Consider the following 15,479-nt stretch of genomic DNA (forward strand, 5'->3'; position numbering starts at 1 on the left):
CCCCCCCCCCCCGCGGCGTCGCCCCCGCGCCCCCCCCCCCCACCGCGCCGCAGGGCGGGGGGGCCCGCGGCCCGCTGTGCCGAGATCCCGTGATCTCGGCAGGGAGCGGTCAGGAGGTGCGCAGCAGCGGCGTCATCCGGGACGACGCGTCGTCGTCGAAGAGCCGGTCGTGCATGTTCAGCGCGAACCGGTCGGTCATGCCGGAGACGTAGTCGACCACCTGCGTGACCGGGTCGGCGGAGGTGTCGCGGTAGCTGGCCGGGATCAGCTCCGGGTGCGCCAGGTGGTGGTCGACCAGCCGGCGGATGACGGCGATGGCCACGTGCTTCTGCCCCGCCGCGGTCGGTGACTCGTAGACCCGGTGGAACATGAACGCCCGCAGCTCGTGGAACGCCCCGAGCGCGTCGGGGTCCATGGCCACGGACCCCGACGTGTTCGCCGGCGACAGGCTGCCCCGGACGACGGCGTCGATCATCGCGCCGACCATCTCCCCGCCCGGCTCGCCGAACACCTCGCGGGTGCGCGCCGGCAGGTCGGCCGGCTGCAGCACCCCGGCGCGGACGGCGTCCTGGGCGTCGTGCGAGAGGTAGGCGATCCGGTCGGCGAAGCGGACGCACTCCCCCTCGTGCGTGGCCGGCGGCGGGGTGATCTTCCAGCTGTGCGCGCGGATGCCGTCGCGCACCTCCCACGTCAGGTTCAGGTGCTCGAGCACCTCCACGATCCGCACGCCCTGCGCCGCGTGGTGCCAGCCGCCGGGCACGTACGGGTCGAACGCGTCCTCGCCGATGTGCCCGAACGGCGAGTGGCCCAGGTCGTGGCCCAGCGCGATCGCCTCGGCCAGGGTCTCGTTCAGCCCGAGCGCGCGGGCCAGCGAGCGGGCGACCTGGGTGACCTGCAGCGTGTGGGTCAGCCGGGTGACGAAGTGGTCGCCGTCGGGGTTGAGGAAGACCTGCGTCTTGTGCTTGAGCCGGCGGAAGGCCTTGGCGTGCAGGATGCGGTCGCGGTCGCGCTCGAACGCCGTCCGCAGCGGGTCCTCCGCCTCGGGGACGGCGCGGCCGCGGGTGGCGGTCGACCGGACGGCGGCCGGCGCCAGCGCCGCCTCCGCCGCCTCCCGGGCGGCGCGGTCGGTGAACCGGAACGGACCGCTCACGACCTACAGCCCGATGCCGAGCAGGGCGTCGACGGTGTCGCGCACCAGCGCCGGCGCGGTGTCGTCCTCGGCCGCCCCGGCCAGGGTCGCCGCGGCCCACGCGTCGACGGCGGCGATCGCGCCGGGTGAATCGAGGTCGTCGGCCAGCCGGGCGCGCACCTCGGCCAGCACCGGGAAGCCCGGCGCCCCGGCGGGCGCGGACACCGCCCGCCGCCACGTCGCCAGCCGCTCCTGGGCGTCGCGGAGCAGCTGCGCCGTCCACTCCCGGTCGGTGCGGTAGTGCCCCGAGAGCAGGGCCAGCCGGATCGCCATGGGGTCGACGCCGTCGCCGCGCAGCCGCGAGACGAAGACGAGGTTGCCGCGGCTCTTGCTCATCTTCTCGCCGTCGAGACCGATCATCGCCGTGTGCACGTAGGCCCGGGCGAAGGGCTCCTTCACCCCCGTCGCGGCGGCGGTGAGCGCCTCGGCGTGGACGGCGGAGTACTCGTGGTGCGGGAAGACCAGGTCGCTGCCGCCGCCCTGGACGTCGAAGCCCGTGCCGATGGTGTCCAGCGCGATGGTGGCGCACTCGATGTGCCAGCCGGGCCGCCCGGCCGTGCCGCGCGGGCCGGGCCACGACGGCTCACCGGGCCGCTCGCCGCGCCACAGGATCGGGTCCAGCGGCTGGCGCTTGCCCGCCCGGTCGGGGTCTCCCCCGCGCTCGGCGAAGTACCGCAGCATCGTCGCCTCGTCGTAGCCTGACTCCCCGCCGAACCCCGGCGCCTGCGCGATGTCGTGGTAGACGTCACCGGTGCCGTCGTCGAGCACGTAGGCCAGCCCGGCGTCGAGCAGCTCCTCGATGTGGCCGACGATCCGCGGGATGGCCTCGACGGCGCCGACGTAGTCGTCGGGCGGCAGCACCCGCAGCGCCGTCATGTCCTCGCGGAACAGCGCCGTCTCGCGCATGCCCAGGACGATCCAGTCCTCGCCGTCGCGCTCGGCGCGCTCAAGCAGCGGGTCGTCGATGTCGGTGACGTTCTGCACGTAGTGGACGGCGTGGCCGGAGTCCCGCCAGAGGCGGTTGACCAGGTCGAACGCCAGGTACGTGGCCGCGTGCCCGAGGTGGGTGGCGTCGTAGGGCGTGATCCCGCAGACGTACATGCGGGCGGTCGACTCCGGTTCGGTCGGCACCACCTCGCCCCGCGCGGTGTCGTGCAGGCGGAGCGCGGGGCCGGACCCCGGCAGGGTCGGCAGGAGCGGAGCGGGCCAGGACAGCACGACATCGAGACTAGAGACCGTCTCCGACGACGCCGGATCCCCGGGCCGGTCCCGGCTGCCCCTACGGTCGCAGTCGGGCGGACGACGGGAGGGTGCGATGGAGCTCGACGAGTACCTGCCGGTGCTGCAGCGGACGAACGCGCGGTTCGCCGACGCGGCCGCGGAGGCGGTGCTGGCGCACGGCTGGCGGGCCCGGGTCCCCGGCTGCCCCGACTGGGAGCTGGCCGACCTCGTCTGGCACCTGGCCGAGGTCCAGCACTTCTGGGCGTGGGTGGTGCGCACCCGCGCACCGGAGCCGACCGGCTACCGCGAGCCGCAGCGCAAGCCGGACGACGAGCTGCTGGGCTTCACCGCGGCCGCCGCGGCCGAGCTGGAGACGGCCCTGGACGGCGCCGACCCGGCCGAGCCGGTGTGGACGTGGGCACCGCGGCGCGACGTCGCCTTCGTCTTACGACGGCAGACCCACGAGGCCGTCGTCCACACCACCGACGTCGAGCAGCTGCTCGGCGCGGTCCGGCCGATCCCCGCCGCCGTCGCGCTGGACGGCATCGACGAGTGGCTGGAGGTCATGGCGCCCTCCGCGCTGCCCCAGGGGCCGCCGGAGACGGCGCACCCCGTCGTCCTGCACGCCGTCGACGCCGACGCCGAGCGCACCCTGTTCCCCGGCACCCGGCCGTTCCCCATCGCCACCCTCACCGGCGACGCCGGCGACCTGCTGCTGGCGCTGTGGCGGCGGCTGCCGATGGAGGTGCTCACCGTGCACGGCGACCCGGCGACCGCCGCGGCGATGCTCGACCTGGTCAGGATCGAGTAGCGGTCACGGCCAGGTGGTGGCGTACCTCTCGAACGCCTCCCCGGTCTGGACCCCGACGACGCAGAACACCAGCCCGGCCGGGTCGGTCATCTGCCAGAACCGGCCCATGTCGGCGTGCCGCTTCGCACCGAGCGCCTCGAGGCGGGCCACCTCGGCCTCGACGTCGTCGGTCTCGACGTCGACGTGCCAGCGCGGCGGCGTCCCCTCCCCCGTGCGCTGCACCGCCACGTGCCAGCCGTCGGCGAAGGAGCCGAGCTCGGTCCACTCCGGCTCGTCCGGGTCGGCGTGGGCGGGGTGGCCGGTGGCGCCCGACCAGAAGTCCCGCCCGGCGTCGTGGGACTCCGGCGGGAGGTCGAGCAGCAGGATCGACAGGCGCGAACGGTGCGGCATGACGGCGATCATGTCCCAGCCCCCGCCGAGATCGCGTGATCTCGGCGGATCAGGGGCCCTGAGCTGCCGAGATCGCGTGATCTCGGCAGCGGAGGCGGCTCAGAAGGGCGGCCAGGGCAGGGCGGGCCAGTCGCCGGAGGGCTCGGGGTGGCGCCCGGTGCGCAGCAGCTCGGCCACCCGCTGCTGCGTGCGGCGCACCTCCCGGCGGGTGAGGTGCTCGTGCAGCTGCTCGCCCAGGTCGCCGAGCAGGTCGGTCTGCAGCTGCTCCAGCACGGCCACCGCCTCGGCGGGCAGCGGCTTGCCGGCCCAGCGCCACAGCAGGGTGCGCAGCTTGGGGTCGACGGAGAAGCAGATGCCGTGGTCGACGCCGTGCACGTGGCCGTCGGGCATCGGGATGATGTGCCCGCCCTTGCGGTCGGCGTTGTTCACCACGGCGTCGAACACCGCCATCCGGCGCAGCCCGGGGTGGTCGGAGCGCACGAACGCGGCCAGGTCGACGGTCTCGTCGCCGTCGACCCACAGCTGCACCATCCCGGGGCCGAACGGCCCGTCGCGCAGCACGGTGGGCGGCACGATCCGCCAGCCGGTGGCCTCCGACACCAGCGCCGCCGACACCTCCCGCCCGGCCAGCGTGCCGTCGGGGAAGTCCCACAGCGGCCGCTCGCCCGCGACCGGCTTGTAGACGCACTCGGCCTCGAGCGCGGCGGTGCGGATCGCGCCGACCAGGGTCACGTTCGAGGCGTCGAGCATGCGGCCCTCGAGGTCCATCACGCCCTCCAGCAGGAGGGTGCGGGCCTCGGCGTCGTCGGCCGGCCGGCGCAGGCCGGCCGGGGCGACCGGCTCGGGGACGTCGCTCATGGGGCCCCCGGTCAGCGGCGGTAGCCGTTCTGCCGGGGGCAGACGTGCCCGGTCGGGTCCAGCGGCAGCGAGCACAGCGGGCAGGCCGGCCGCCCGGCGGCGATCACCCGGCGCGCGCGGGCCACGAACGCGCGGGCGGCGCCGGGGGTGATGGTCACCCGCAGCGCGTCGGGGCCCTCCTCGGCGTCGGAGAGGATCGCGTCCTCCTCGATCGGCTCGTCGCCGGCGGCCACCGCCTCGACGACGACGGCCTGCGCGTCGCCGTCCCAGGCCAGGCCCATGGCGGCGACCCGGAACTCCTCGTCGACGGGCGGGGTGAGCGGGTCGAGGTCGTCGACGTCGGCGTCGGGCGGGATGACGGTCCCGGCCCGGGCGGCGATCTCGTCGAGCAGCTCGCTCATCCGGTCGGCGAGGATCTGGACCTGCGTCTTCTCGAGGGCGACGCTGACGGTGCGCCCGGTGGCGTCCGAGGCCTGGAGGTAGAAGGTGCGGTCCCCGGGCTGGCCCACCGTGCCCGCGACGAACCGGGTCGGACGATCGAAGAGGTGGACCTGGCGTGGCACGCGCCCCAGGTTACGCGGGCGTCCGCGCTGGTCCACCCGACGACACCGGGCTCAGGCGCCCGGCCCGGCGCCCCCGCCGACGGTGGCGTCGGAGTCGGCCTTGCGCCGGCGGCGCTTCTTCGGCGGCGGCAGCAGCGCCGCGACGTCCCCGCCGGTGTCGTTCATGCGGACGACGAACGGCCGGGTGTCGGTGTAGCTGACCACCGAGACCGACGCCGGGTCGACGACGATCCGCTGGAACTGGTCGAGGTGCAGGCCGAGCGCGTCGGCGAGCACGGCCTTGATCACGTCGCCGTGGCTGCAGGCGAGCCAGACCGCCTCCGGACCCAGCTTGGCGTTCCACTCGCGCACCGCGGCGACCGCGCGGGCCTGGGTCTGCGCCAGCCCCTCCCCCTCCGGGCCGGGGAAGACGGCGGCGGAGGGGTGCTGCTGCACCACCTTCCACAGCGGCTCCTTGACCAGCTCCTTGAGCGGCCGGCCGGTCCAGTCGCCGTACCGGCACTCGCCGAGGCGCTCGTCGGTCTGCAGCTCCAGCGCCCGGCCCTCGACGACGGCGCCGGCGGTCTGCACGCAGCGCTCCAGCGGGCTGCTCACCACCGCGGCCAGCGGCACCGGGGCGAGCCGCTCGGCGACGGCCCGCACCTGCGCCAGGCCGGTCTCGTCGAGCTGCACGCCCGGCGTCCACCCGGCGAGCACGCCGCCGGTGTTGGCCGTCGTCCGCCCGTGGCGCAGCAGGATCACCGTGGTCACGGGCGAGACCCTACGGTCACCGCGGGGACAGCACGCCCGCGCCGACCAGCGCCAGCACCGCCAGGCCCAGCACCACGCGGTAGACGACGAACGGGGTGAAGCTGCCGCGGTCGAGGTAGCGCAGCAGCCAGGCGATCACCGTCAGGCCCACGAAGAAGGCGATGACCGTGGCCACGATCGTCGGCCCCCAGTCGACGGCGCCCCCGGCCAGGTCGCCGGTGAGCGCCTCGTAGACCTGGAACCCGCCCGATCCGAGCACCGCCGGGATGGCCAGCAGGAACGAGTACCGGGCCGCGGCCGCGCGCGTGTAGCCGAGGAACAGGCCCATCGTGATCGTCCCGCCGGAGCGCGAGACGCCCGGCACCAGCGCCATGGCCTGGGCGAACCCGAAGGCGATGCCGTGGCCCACGGTCAGCTCCTTGAGCTCCCGGTCCTTGCGCCCGACGCGGTCGGCCCAGAACAGGATCAGGGAGAACGCGACCAGCGCGATCGCGACCACCCGCAGGTCGCGGAACGTCGTCTCGATCCGGTCCTGGAACAGCAGGCCGAGGACGACGATCGGGATGCTGCCGACGATGATCAGCCAGCCCATCCGCGCGTCGGGGTCGCCCTTGCGCTTCCCGGACAGCGACAGCACCCAGGCGGTCACGATCCGGGCGATGTCCTTGCGGAAGTAGAGGAGGACGGCGGCCTCGGTGCCGATCTGCGTGATCGCGGTGAACGCCGCGCCGGGGTCGTCCCAGCCGAACGCCTCACCGACGATGCGCAGGTGGGCGCTGGAGGAGATCGGCAGGAACTCAGTCAGCCCCTGCACCAGACCGAGGACGACGGCTTCGAACCACCCCACGCCGGCTCAGCCCTCGGACGCGGGGACGGCGGACGGGACGGGGCTCGCGGGAGGCACGGGAGATCAGCCTAAGGGGCGCCCCGCGGGGAGCCGGCGCGCCGCTCCGGGGTGGGGACGGTCGCGGGCCGGTGTCGTCCCGCGCCGGTAGGTTGGCCGGTCGTGGAACAACGGGCGCTGGGACGCAGCGGCCTGGTCGTCTCACGGCTGGCGCTGGGGACCATGACCTGGGGCCGCGACACCGACGAGGACGAGGCGGCGACGCAGCTGACCGCCTTCGTCGACGCCGGCGGCACCCTCGTCGACACCGCCGACGTCTACGGCGAGGGCGACAGCGAGCGCACCCTCGGCCGGCTGCTCTCCGACGTCGTCCCCCGCGGTGACGTGCTGGTGGCCACCAAGGCCGTGGGCCGCACCTCCCCCGGCCCGATGGGCCGGGGGGCCTCCCGCGGGCACCTGCTCGCCGCCCTCGACGCCTCCCTCGAGCGGCTCGAAATCGACCACGTCGACCTGTGGCAGCTGCACGCGTGGGACGAGGCCACCCCGCTGGAGGAGACCCTCGCCGCCTGCGACGCCGCCGTCTCCTCGGGCCGGGTCCGCTACGTCGGGGTGAGCAACTTCACCGGCTGGCAGACCGCCCAGGCCGCCACCTGGCAGCGGGCCTGGCCGGGCCGCGCGCCGCTGGTGAGCACCCAGGTCGAGTACTCGCTGCTGCAGCGCGGCGTCGAGCGCGAGGTGGTGCCGGCCGCCGAGGCCCTCGGCCTGGGCGTGCTGCCCTGGTCGCCGCTGGGCCGCGGCATCCTCACCGGCAAGTACCGGCACAGCACCCCCTCGGAGTCCCGCGGCGCCTCGCCGGCCTGGCAGGGCTTCATCGACGGCCTGCGCTCGCCGAAGTCCGACCGGATCGTGGAGGCCGTGATCACCGCCGCCGAGGGCCTGGGCACCACCCCGCTCGCCGTCGCGCTGGCCTGGGTGCGGGACCGTCCCGGCGTCGTGGCGCCGATCGTCGGCGCCCGGACGGCGGCCCAGCTGCAGGCCTCCCTCGACGCCGAGGGCGTGCGGCTGCCGGCCGCCATCCGCACCGCGCTGGAGGACGTCTCGGCGCCGCCGTTCGGCTATCCGGAGAAGCGGCGATGAGCACCACGGTCACCGAGGACAGGGTCTTCGCCGCCTTCTGCGCGGCCGGGCTGTGGCCGGGCCTGGGCAAGCGGGCGGCGGCCGAGCTGCCCGGCGCCGGCATCACCACCCCCGACGACGTCACCGCCGCCAGGCTGATGAAGCTGCCGCGGGTCGGCAAGCAGCGCGCCGAGCGGCTGTTCTCCAGCTTCCTGGCCGCCGCCCCGGCCTACGAGGTGGTCGGCCTGCTCGTGGGCGCCGGGCTGGAGGCCAAGCTGGCCGCCGGCGTCGCCGACACGCTCGGGCACGACGCCGCCCGCCGGCTGCGCGACGACCCGTGGGCGCTGCTCGGGCTGCCCGGCGTCACGCTGACCGAGGCCGACCGGCTGGCGATCGCCATCCTGCCCGGGGCCGACCGGCAGGACAGCCGCCGCGGCCGGGCCATCGTCGCGCAGACCCTCCGCACGGCGACCCGCGACGGGCACACCGTGCTGCCCGCCGAGCTGGTGGTCGCCGCGCTGCGGGCCGAGGGCGTCACCGACCCCGCCGCCGCGATCGCGTCGGCCGTCGAGTCCGGGGACGTGCTGGAGCACGAGCCGCCGTTCGACCCCGAGAGCGAGGAGGAGCCCGACCCCCGGCTCATCTCGTTCTCGCTGGCCCGCTACGGCATGGCCGAGGAGGCCGTGGCCGAGAACGTGCAGCGGCTGCTGGCCACCGCCGAGGCGATCGCCGACCCGGTCTCGGTGCGCTCGGTGGCCAAGGGGCTGGACAAGGCGCAGGCCGAGGCGGTGGCGCAGACCCTCTCCGCCGGCGTCAGCCTGCTCACCGGTGGCCCGGGTACCGGGAAGAGCCGCACCGTCGCCGCCGTGGTCCAGCTGCTGCGCAAGAAGGGCAGCGAGGTGGCGCTGGCCGCCCCCACCGGCCGGGCCGCCAAGCGGCTCGAGGAGCTCACCGACCACCCCGCGGTCACCGTGCACCGGCTGCTCGGGGCGCAGGGCACCACCGGCGGGTTCACCCGCAACGAGGAGTGGCCGCTCGACGCCGACGTCGTCGTGGTCGACGAGGCGTCGATGCTCGACGTCGAGCTGACCGCGGCGCTGCTGGAGGCCTGCCAGGACGGCACCCACCTGCTGCTGGTCGGCGACCCGGCGCAGCTGCCCTCGATCGGGCCCGGCCACGTGCTGGGCGACCTCATCGACTCGGGCGCCGTGCCGGTCACCGAGCTGACCACGCTGTACCGGCAGGCCGAGGGCGGCGCGATCGCCCGGCTGGCGACGGCGGTCCGCGAGGGCGAGCTGCCGCGCGTGGACTCCCCCGACCGCGAGGTGGTCGTCGTCCCGGCCCAGGGCAGCGCCGAGGCCGCCCGCCGGGTGGTGCAGCTGGTCACCGACTCCATCCCGCGGGCGCTGGGCATCCCGGCGGCGTCGGTGCAGGTGGTCACCCCGGTGCACCGCGGGCCGGCGGGCACGATCGAGCTGAACAAGGCGCTCAAGGCGGTGCTCAACCCCGGCGACGGGACGGTGTTCGGCTTCGACGTCGGCGACCGGGTCGTGGCCACCGCCAACCACCTCGACCTGGAGCCGATCGGGTTCGCCAACGGCGAGGTCGGCGTCGTCACCGGGACCGGCGACGGCTCGCTGACCGTCGACTTCTCCTCCGGGCCGGTGACGGTGACCGGCGACGCGCTGCCCGACCTGCGGCACGGCTGGGCGATCACCGTGCACCGCGCGCAGGGCTCGGAGTGGCCCGGCGTCGTCGTCGTGCTGCCGCCGGAGGCCGGCGGGATGCTGTCGCGGCCGCTGGTCTACACCGCGCTGACCCGCGCGCAGCAGCACCTGTCGATCGTGCACGCCAGCGGCGCCGCGCTGGCCCGGGCGGTGCGGGAGGTCGACGTCCGCCCCCGGCGCACCCGGCTCGCCCGGCTGCTGCGGGAAGCGGCCGAGGACGACGGATAGCGGACGGGAGGTGACCGCTGGGCGTCCTAGCGTCGGTCCATGACGACGACGCTCGCGGTGCGCACCCTCGACCGGCGGACGCTCAACCGGACGCTGCTCGACCGGCAGCTGCTGCTGGCCCGCAGCGACCTCCCGGTCGCGGCGGTCGTCGACCGGCTGGTGGCGCTGCAGGCGCAGGAGCCGAACTGGCCGCACGTGGGGCTGTGGACCCGGCTCACCTCCTTCGCGCCCGAGGACCTGTCCGCGCTGGTGGCCGACCGGTCGGTCGTGCGGGGACCGGGCCTGCGCGGCACCCAGCACCTGACCGGCGCCGAGGACTACCGGTGGCTGCGGCCCACGCTGCAGCCGCTGTTCGACCGGCTGGTCGCGGCCGCCTGGTTCCGCCGCGGCCTGGCCGGCCACGCCCCGGCCGCCGTCGCGGCCACCGCGGCGGAGGTGCTCGGCGGCGACCTCGTGCCGCGCCGGGAGCTGCGGCAGCGCCTGGCGGAGCGGCACCCCGGGGCGGCGCGCCCCCAGCTGGCGGCGGCCGCCGAGCTCCGGCTGCCGCTGGTGCACGACCCGGCCACCAGCGCGTTCGGCGGCTGGTGGTCGCGGCCGGGCATCGCGGTGGCGCACGCCGAGGCGTGGCTGGGCCGGCCCCTGGGTGCGCCCGACCCGCAGCGGCTGGTGCTGCGGTACCTGGCCGGGTTCGGCCCGGCCACCGTCATGGACGTGCAGGCCTGGTGCGGCCTGACCCGGCTGCGCGAGGTGCTCGACGCCCTGCGCCCGCGGCTGCGGACCTACCGCGACGAGGCCGGCCGCGAGCTGTTCGACCTGCCGGAGGCGGGGCTCGCCGACCCCGGTTCCCCCGCGCCGGTGCGGTTCCTCCCCGGCTTCGACAACGCGCTGCTCGCGCACGCCGACCGCTCCCGGGTGCTCCCCGACGCGGCCCGCGGCCGGGTGCTGCCCGGGTACGCGAACGTGCTGCCGACCTTCCTCGTCGACGGCTTCGTGGCCGGCACCTGGAGCTGGGCGGACGGCGCGGTGCACCTGGCGCCGTTGCACCCGCTGCGCGCCGACGACGCCGTCGCGGTCGAGGCGGAGGCGGCGCGCCTCACCGCGTTCCTCGACCGGTAGCGGTCAGCCCGGCGCGTGCACGCCGCAGGTCAGGGCCCGCAGGGCCGCGCCGAGCTGGCCGGGGCAGGTGAGCGGCTGCGGGAACGCCAGGCGGACGTCCTGCTGCCCGCCGGCCCGCTCGATCCGCAGGCGCAGCCCGAAGCGGTCCAGGCCGAGGGGCCGGACGACGTCGCCGGGGCCGACCTGCCCGGCCGGGATCGCGGCGGTGAGCAGGGCGAGGAACTCGGGGTGGTCGCGCTCGAGGTGGGCCAGGGTGGCCGCCTCGACGGCGGCGAGCGGGTCGGGGCTGGCGGCGGCGAACTCCTCGGGGCCGACCTCGGCGACCGCGCTGCCCTCGCGCAGCACGATCTCGGCGAGGTCGAGGCGCAGCAGCGTCGCCGTGGTGCCGACGTCGAGCAGGGCGTGCGAGGGGCGGACGTCGGCGAAGGCGAGCAGGGTGTCGCGCACGTCCCGCTCGGGCACCGGCGTCGCCCAGCCGGAGAGCCACATCTGGGCGCGCAGCGGCCGGCGCAGCGCGACCGGCGCCCGGTCGCTGACCATGACCAGCGCCGACAGGTCGCGCTGCGGCGAGGCCGCGACGGCGGTGGCCAGCTCGCCGGCGGCCGGCACCACCAGCAGCACCTGGCCGTCGGCGGTCACCGCGTGCGCCAGGGGCAGGCTCGCCTCGACCCCGGTGGCGCAGACGGTCGCCTGCGGGCCGGCGGCCACGCTGCGGGCGCGCTCGGCCGGCCCCGGTCGCACGGCGCGGGTGGCCGGGCCGTCGGGTCGGGTGGTCATGGCGCCCCCTCGGATCGAGTTAGGGAAGCCTAACCAAAGTCAGCGCGCGGTGGAAGTGCGCGGTCGCCGGCGGTCAGCTGAGGACGTCGTCCTCGTCCAGCGGGACGTCGGCCTCCTGCTCGAGGACGTCGGCGGCGTCGGCCTCGCGGTCCCCCACCGGCCGCAGCGGCGCGCCGGCCTCCCCCGGGCGCGCGGCCAGCTGCTGCTCGAGCGCGTCGGCCTCGGGCACGTCCTCCCCCGGCGCGCGGGCGTCCCCGGCCGAGGTCACCGCCGGCGGGTCGAGGAGCGCCTCCTGCTCGGCGCGGTCGGCGTCGGGCACGTCGGTGCCGGGCTCGGTCACGTCGTCCTCCTCGGGAGTCGGGTGCCCGTCCATCGTGCCGCCCGGCCGGTCCGCCGGCAGACCGGGGTCGCGCGGCCGGATGACGAACGGGTGACGGCCCGGCGAACCGGGGGCACAATCGGCCGCATGGAGGCGGTCGCGGATTGGGAGTTCGCGCCGCTGCGGATCCCGGCGGGCACGTCCCGATCCGCAGCGGCGACCATGCTGAGCCTGCAGGCCGAGACCGGCGGCTGGGAGCTCGCCCGTCTCCAGCTGCACGCCGACGGCACCCGCAAGGTCATCCTGCGGCGCCGCTCGCGGCTCTCCTACCTCCCCAAGCCCGTCACCTGACCGGGGTGTACGGCCCGGTCGGCACCGGGTGGTACCCCTTGGCGCCCACCGCGTCGGCCAGCGGGCTGCGCGGCGGCCGCCCCGCGCGCAGCAGGTCCAGCGCCCGCCGGAAGTCGTAGCCCGGCTCCCAGCCGAGCTCCGCCCGCGCCCGCTCGTTGACGTACACCCGGTCGACCGACGGGAACATCCGCCAGCCGCGCTCCGCGTACACCTCGGCGGCGTCGGGGAACAGCCGCGCCACCACGGCCGGGGCGTCGCGGCGCAGCTCCGGCAGGTCGTCCGGGGAGAACGGCGTGGTCGCGCTGACCACGTAGCGGCCGAAGCCCAGCTCCGGCGCCCGGTCGAGCGCCGCCAGGTGCGCCCCCACGACGTCGGCGAGGTCGATCCGCCGGTACAGCAGCTCGTTGACCTTGACGTTCTCGTCGGCGTAGGCGCCGCGCACCCGGTCGTCGTCGTCCCCCTCGGGGAAGAACCGGGAGGTCCGCAGGACGACGACGGGCAGCTCCTCGTCGCGGGCCACGAGCTCGCAGAGGTCCTCGGCGGCGACCTTGGTGGCGCCGTAGACGTTGCGCGGCCGCGGGACGACGTCCTCGGTGACCCACGCGGCCGGCTCCCCCGTCGCCGGGGTGAGCGCGCGGCCGAAGGCGCTGGTCGTGCTGGTGAACACGAACCGGCCGACGCCCGCGGCGACCGCGGCCTCGAGGAGGGTCAGCGTGCCGGTCACGTTGGTGTCGACGAACGCCTGCCGGTCGTGCGAGCCCACGTGCGGCTTGTGCAGCGTCGCCGCGTGCAGGACCGCGTCGGCGCCGTCCACGGCGGCCCGGACGGCGCCGCCGTCGGTGACCGAGGCGACGACGTCGGTGTGCGGCGAGGGCAGCCGGTCGAGGCCGGTGACCTCGTGCCCGGCGGCGCCCAGCTCGCGGACGAGCGCCTCGCCGAGGTGGCCCGAGCTGCCGGTGACCAGGATGCGCACGGCCCCCTGCCTACCAGGCCGCGGTTCTGCCATCGTGTCCCCACCGCGAGAGGAGCGGGACGTGGGCGCAGCACAGGGGCAGCCGACGCTCATCCAGTCGGTGCAGCGGGCACTGCGGCTGCTCGAGATCGTCGCCGAGCACGACGGCCGGGCCCGCGCCAAGGAGGTCGCCCGCGCCGCCGGGCTCCCGCTGCCCACGACCTACCACCTGCTGCGCACCTGCGCCCACGAGGGCTGGCTGCAGCGGCTGGCCGACGGCTCGTACGTGCTCGGCCACCGGATCGACGTCGTCCTCCGGCACGGGACGGCGGCCCGCGGGCTGGCCTCGGCCCGCCCGGCCCTGGAGTGGCTGCGCGACGAGCTCGGCGGTGCCGTCTACCTGGCCCGCTACGTCGACGGCGAGATCGTCGTGGCCGACATCGTCGACGGCCCCCGCGCCCCGCGGATCGACCTGTGGGTCGGCATCCACGACGCCGGGCACGCCACCGCGCTGGGCAAGTGCATCCTCGGCCAGCTGCCGACCCCCGCCCGCGAGGAGTACTTCGGCCGCCACCCGCTGCACGACCTGACGCCGCGGACCGTGGTGGACCGGCGCCGGCTGCGGCTGCCGGCGGCCGGGGACGTCGCGGTGGACGACGGCGAGTACGCGGTCGGCGTGCGCTGCCTGGGCGCGGCCGTGGTCGACCCGGACGGCGTCGGCGCGGTCGCCGTCGTCACCCCGGCGCCCGACCCCGGCCGGCGGCGCGCCCTGCTGACCGGCGCCGCCCGGGTGTCGCGGGCGCTGGGCATCGCGGTCTGATCGCCATCTGAAATTCCGCCCCTGGCGCCGCCCGCGGGCGCCGGTCGACCATCCGGCCATGAGCGCTGCCGCGGCCCCGGACTGGGCGGTGCGCGCCCTCGCCGACGTCTACGACCCGTGCTGCCGCGAGAAGGGCATCTCGGTCGTCGACATGGGCCTGCTCCGCTCGGTCACCCTGCAGGACGGGCACGCCCGCGTGGAGCTGCTGCTCACCTCCGGCTGGTGCCCGTTCGCGGCTCGGGTGCTCGGCGACGTCGAGGCGGCGATCGCCGGCTCCCCCGGCGTCGACACCTGCGAGGTCGAGATCGTCTGGGACGAGGCGTGGACGACCGACCGGCTGTCGCCCTCCGCCGCCCGCACGCTCCGCTTCCTGCCCGACCCGGTCGCCGCCGGCGACCGGGAGGAGTACCTCACCCGCCTGGAGGTCCGCCGTGATCGGTGACGCGTTCGTCTTCGACGGGGTGGCGCACCCCTTCAACTTCACCGCGAAGAACGCCTACGGCTCGGCCGGGACGATGTTCATGAACCACCTGTACGCCTTCCACCAGGTGCTCACCCCCGCCGACGAGCCGAAGCTGTCGGCCGAGCAGTACCTCAAGGAGTGGACCCCGGCCGACATCCGCCAGATGGTCTACGACGAGTCCGACACCGACATGCTCGTCGCGATGCCGCTGCCGCTGACCGACCTGTTCCGCGACGGCCTGTCGCCGTGGGAGACCTGCGCCGAGCTGGCCGCCCGCGACCCCGACCGCACCGTGTTCTGGGGCTCGGTGAACCCGCTGGAGGGGCGCCGGGCGATCGACCTGATGGAACGGCAGGTCGGCGAGTTCGGTGCCAAGGCGTTCAAGTTCTACAACGTCCGCTACGACTACGGCTCGCCGTTCCCGTGGCGCATGGACGACCCGCAGGTTGCCTTCCCGGTGTTCGAGAAGGCGCAGGAGCTGGGCGTGAACCTCATCGGCGTGCACAAGGGCGTGCCGCTGGGGCCGCAGCCGGTCGAGGCCACCCAGACCTGGGACATGGACGGCGCCGCGGCCAACTTCCCCGACATCAACTTCGTGATCTTCCACGTCGGGCTGCCGTTCCTCGACGAGGTGTGCTGGCAGCTCATCCGCCACCCGAACCTGTACGCCTCGCTGGCGGCGACGATCAACTTCGTCGTCCGGGCGCCGCGGATGTTCGCCGAGGTGCTGGGCAAGCTGCTGTTCTGGTGCGGGGAGGACAAGATCGTCTACGGCTCCGAGGCGCCGATCTGGCAGCCGCAGTGGGCGCTGCGGGCGTTCATGGACTTCTCCATCCCGCAGGACCTGTGCGAGGGCTACGGCTACCCGCAGCTGACCGACCAGGCCAAGCGCAAGATCCTCGGCGAGAACCTGCTGCGGCTGCACGGCATGGACGTCGAGGCGACGAAGGCCCGCCTGGGCAGGCCGCAGGCGCACTGACGCAG

Annotated in this window: 18 protein-coding genes; 8 read left to right on the plus strand and 10 right to left on the minus strand. The window is 75.7% G+C overall.

Annotated features, from left to right (window positions below; genetic code table 11):
• Nucleotides 1-109: 109 nt before the first annotated feature.
• Together ACI797_RS25935 and mshC are read right to left on the minus strand one after the other, a co-directional pair.
• On the minus strand, nt 110-1,150 hold the full coding sequence (locus tag ACI797_RS25935; RefSeq protein ID WP_456862989.1) for an HD domain-containing protein: 1,041 nt from the start codon (nt 1,148-1,150) through the stop codon (nt 110-112).
• 3 nt (nt 1,151-1,153) lie between these two features.
• On the minus strand, nt 1,154-2,407 hold the full coding sequence (mshC, locus tag ACI797_RS25940; RefSeq protein WP_456862992.1) for a cysteine--1-D-myo-inosityl 2-amino-2-deoxy-alpha-D-glucopyranoside ligase: 1,254 nt from the start codon (nt 2,405-2,407) through the stop codon (nt 1,154-1,156).
• Between the two features lie 97 nt (nt 2,408-2,504).
• On the opposite strand from mshC, the gene ACI797_RS25945 reads away from it, so the two are divergent.
• Entirely contained in the window at nt 2,505-3,221 is a 717-nt protein-coding gene (locus ACI797_RS25945; protein WP_456862995.1) for a maleylpyruvate isomerase family mycothiol-dependent enzyme, read from the plus strand.
• A 3-nt stretch (nt 3,222-3,224) separates the two neighbouring features.
• On the opposite strand, the gene ACI797_RS25950 is transcribed toward ACI797_RS25945, so the two are convergent.
• From ACI797_RS25950 to ACI797_RS25970, 5 genes are all read right to left on the minus strand, one after another.
• Nucleotides 3,225-3,611, minus strand: a complete 387-nt coding sequence (locus ACI797_RS25950) for a VOC family protein (protein WP_456862998.1) — start codon at nt 3,609-3,611, stop codon at nt 3,225-3,227.
• A 99-nt stretch (nt 3,612-3,710) separates the two neighbouring features.
• On the minus strand, nt 3,711-4,469 hold the full coding sequence (locus ACI797_RS25955) for an SCO1664 family protein (protein WP_456863001.1): 759 nt from the start codon (nt 4,467-4,469) through the stop codon (nt 3,711-3,713).
• Nucleotides 4,470-4,480: 11 nt separating this feature from the next.
• Nucleotides 4,481-5,032 (minus strand): DUF3090 family protein, encoded by a 552-nt coding sequence (locus tag ACI797_RS25960; protein WP_456542533.1) that lies wholly within the window; start codon nt 5,030-5,032, stop codon nt 4,481-4,483.
• A gap of 51 nt (nt 5,033-5,083) precedes the next feature.
• Nucleotides 5,084-5,782: a histidine phosphatase family protein gene (locus tag ACI797_RS25965; protein ID WP_456863005.1), complete on the minus strand. Its 699-nt coding sequence runs from the start codon at nt 5,780-5,782 to the stop codon at nt 5,084-5,086.
• A 16-nt stretch (nt 5,783-5,798) separates the two neighbouring features.
• Nucleotides 5,799-6,629 carry an undecaprenyl-diphosphate phosphatase gene (locus ACI797_RS25970; RefSeq protein WP_456863008.1) on the minus strand — a complete coding sequence of 277 codons (831 nt, stop codon included), beginning with the start codon at nt 6,627-6,629 and terminating at the stop codon, nt 5,799-5,801.
• Nucleotides 6,630-6,788: 159 nt separating this feature from the next.
• Here ACI797_RS25970 and ACI797_RS25975 point away from each other — a divergent pair, with 159 nt between their 5' ends.
• Genes ACI797_RS25975 through ACI797_RS25985 form a run of 3 tightly spaced genes read left to right on the plus strand, consistent with a single transcriptional unit; the run spans nt 6,789 to nt 10,813 of the window.
• The gene (locus ACI797_RS25975) at nt 6,789-7,763 is read left to right on the plus strand and encodes an aldo/keto reductase (RefSeq protein ID WP_456863011.1); all 975 of its coding nucleotides are present in this window, start codon (nt 6,789-6,791) and stop codon (nt 7,761-7,763) included.
• Nucleotides 7,760-9,697 (plus strand): AAA family ATPase, encoded by a 1,938-nt coding sequence (locus ACI797_RS25980; RefSeq protein ID WP_456863015.1) that lies wholly within the window; start codon nt 7,760-7,762, stop codon nt 9,695-9,697. The genes ACI797_RS25975 and ACI797_RS25980 overlap by 4 nt, the downstream gene beginning before the upstream one ends.
• 39 nt (nt 9,698-9,736) lie before the next feature.
• Entirely contained in the window at nt 9,737-10,813 is a 1,077-nt protein-coding gene (locus tag ACI797_RS25985) for a winged helix DNA-binding domain-containing protein (RefSeq protein WP_456863018.1), read from the plus strand.
• A gap of 3 nt (nt 10,814-10,816) precedes the next feature.
• On the opposite strand, the gene ACI797_RS25990 is transcribed toward ACI797_RS25985, so the two are convergent.
• Nucleotides 10,817-11,590, minus strand: a complete 774-nt coding sequence (locus ACI797_RS25990) for a DUF2470 domain-containing protein (RefSeq protein ID WP_456863020.1) — start codon at nt 11,588-11,590, stop codon at nt 10,817-10,819.
• Nucleotides 11,591-11,663: 73 nt separating this feature from the next.
• Entirely contained in the window at nt 11,664-11,930 is a 267-nt protein-coding gene (locus ACI797_RS25995) for a hypothetical protein (RefSeq protein WP_456863023.1), read from the minus strand.
• A 126-nt stretch (nt 11,931-12,056) separates the two neighbouring features.
• Here ACI797_RS25995 and ACI797_RS26000 point away from each other — a divergent pair, with 126 nt between their 5' ends.
• Nucleotides 12,057-12,260, plus strand: a complete 204-nt coding sequence (locus ACI797_RS26000; RefSeq protein ID WP_456542541.1) for a DUF5703 family protein — start codon at nt 12,057-12,059, stop codon at nt 12,258-12,260.
• Here ACI797_RS26000 and ACI797_RS26005 read toward each other — a convergent pair.
• The gene (locus ACI797_RS26005; RefSeq protein WP_456863026.1) at nt 12,253-13,233 is read right to left on the minus strand and encodes an NAD-dependent epimerase/dehydratase family protein; all 981 of its coding nucleotides are present in this window, start codon (nt 13,231-13,233) and stop codon (nt 12,253-12,255) included. The genes ACI797_RS26000 and ACI797_RS26005 overlap by 8 nt on opposite strands.
• A gap of 61 nt (nt 13,234-13,294) precedes the next feature.
• On the opposite strand from ACI797_RS26005, the gene ACI797_RS26010 reads away from it, so the two are divergent.
• Genes ACI797_RS26010 through ACI797_RS26020 form a run of 3 tightly spaced genes read left to right on the plus strand, consistent with a single transcriptional unit; the run spans nt 13,295 to nt 15,474 of the window.
• The gene (locus ACI797_RS26010; RefSeq protein ID WP_456863031.1) at nt 13,295-14,032 is read left to right on the plus strand and encodes an IclR family transcriptional regulator; all 738 of its coding nucleotides are present in this window, start codon (nt 13,295-13,297) and stop codon (nt 14,030-14,032) included.
• 58 nt (nt 14,033-14,090) lie between these two features.
• Nucleotides 14,091-14,474: a metal-sulfur cluster assembly factor gene (locus ACI797_RS26015; protein ID WP_456863037.1), complete on the plus strand. Its 384-nt coding sequence runs from the start codon at nt 14,091-14,093 to the stop codon at nt 14,472-14,474.
• The gene (locus ACI797_RS26020) at nt 14,464-15,474 is read left to right on the plus strand and encodes an amidohydrolase family protein (RefSeq protein ID WP_456863040.1); all 1,011 of its coding nucleotides are present in this window, start codon (nt 14,464-14,466) and stop codon (nt 15,472-15,474) included. The genes ACI797_RS26015 and ACI797_RS26020 overlap by 11 nt, the downstream gene beginning before the upstream one ends.
• Nucleotides 15,475-15,479 lie beyond the last annotated feature (5 nt).

This window comes from Geodermatophilus sp. SYSU D00691, assembly GCF_054050275.1.

What these genes read in the sequence shown, in the direction of transcription:
- ACI797_RS25945 (WP_456862995.1), top strand. Translation starts at nt 2,505, where the DNA reads ATGGAGCTCGACGAGTACCTGCCGGTGCTGCAGCGGACGAACGCGCGG.
- ACI797_RS25950 (WP_456862998.1), bottom strand. Translation starts at nt 3,611, where the DNA reads ATGCCGCACCGTTCGCGCCTGTCGATCCTGCTGCTCGACCTCCCGCCG.
- ACI797_RS25955 (WP_456863001.1), bottom strand. Translation starts at nt 4,469, where the DNA reads ATGAGCGACGTCCCCGAGCCGGTCGCCCCGGCCGGCCTGCGCCGGCCG.
- ACI797_RS25980 (WP_456863015.1), top strand. Translation starts at nt 7,760, where the DNA reads ATGAGCACCACGGTCACCGAGGACAGGGTCTTCGCCGCCTTCTGCGCG.
- ACI797_RS25985 (WP_456863018.1), top strand. Translation starts at nt 9,737, where the DNA reads ATGACGACGACGCTCGCGGTGCGCACCCTCGACCGGCGGACGCTCAAC.
- ACI797_RS25990 (WP_456863020.1), bottom strand. Translation starts at nt 11,590, where the DNA reads ATGACCACCCGACCCGACGGCCCGGCCACCCGCGCCGTGCGACCGGGG.
- ACI797_RS26000 (WP_456542541.1), top strand. Translation starts at nt 12,057, where the DNA reads ATGGAGGCGGTCGCGGATTGGGAGTTCGCGCCGCTGCGGATCCCGGCG.
- ACI797_RS26015 (WP_456863037.1), top strand. Translation starts at nt 14,091, where the DNA reads ATGAGCGCTGCCGCGGCCCCGGACTGGGCGGTGCGCGCCCTCGCCGAC.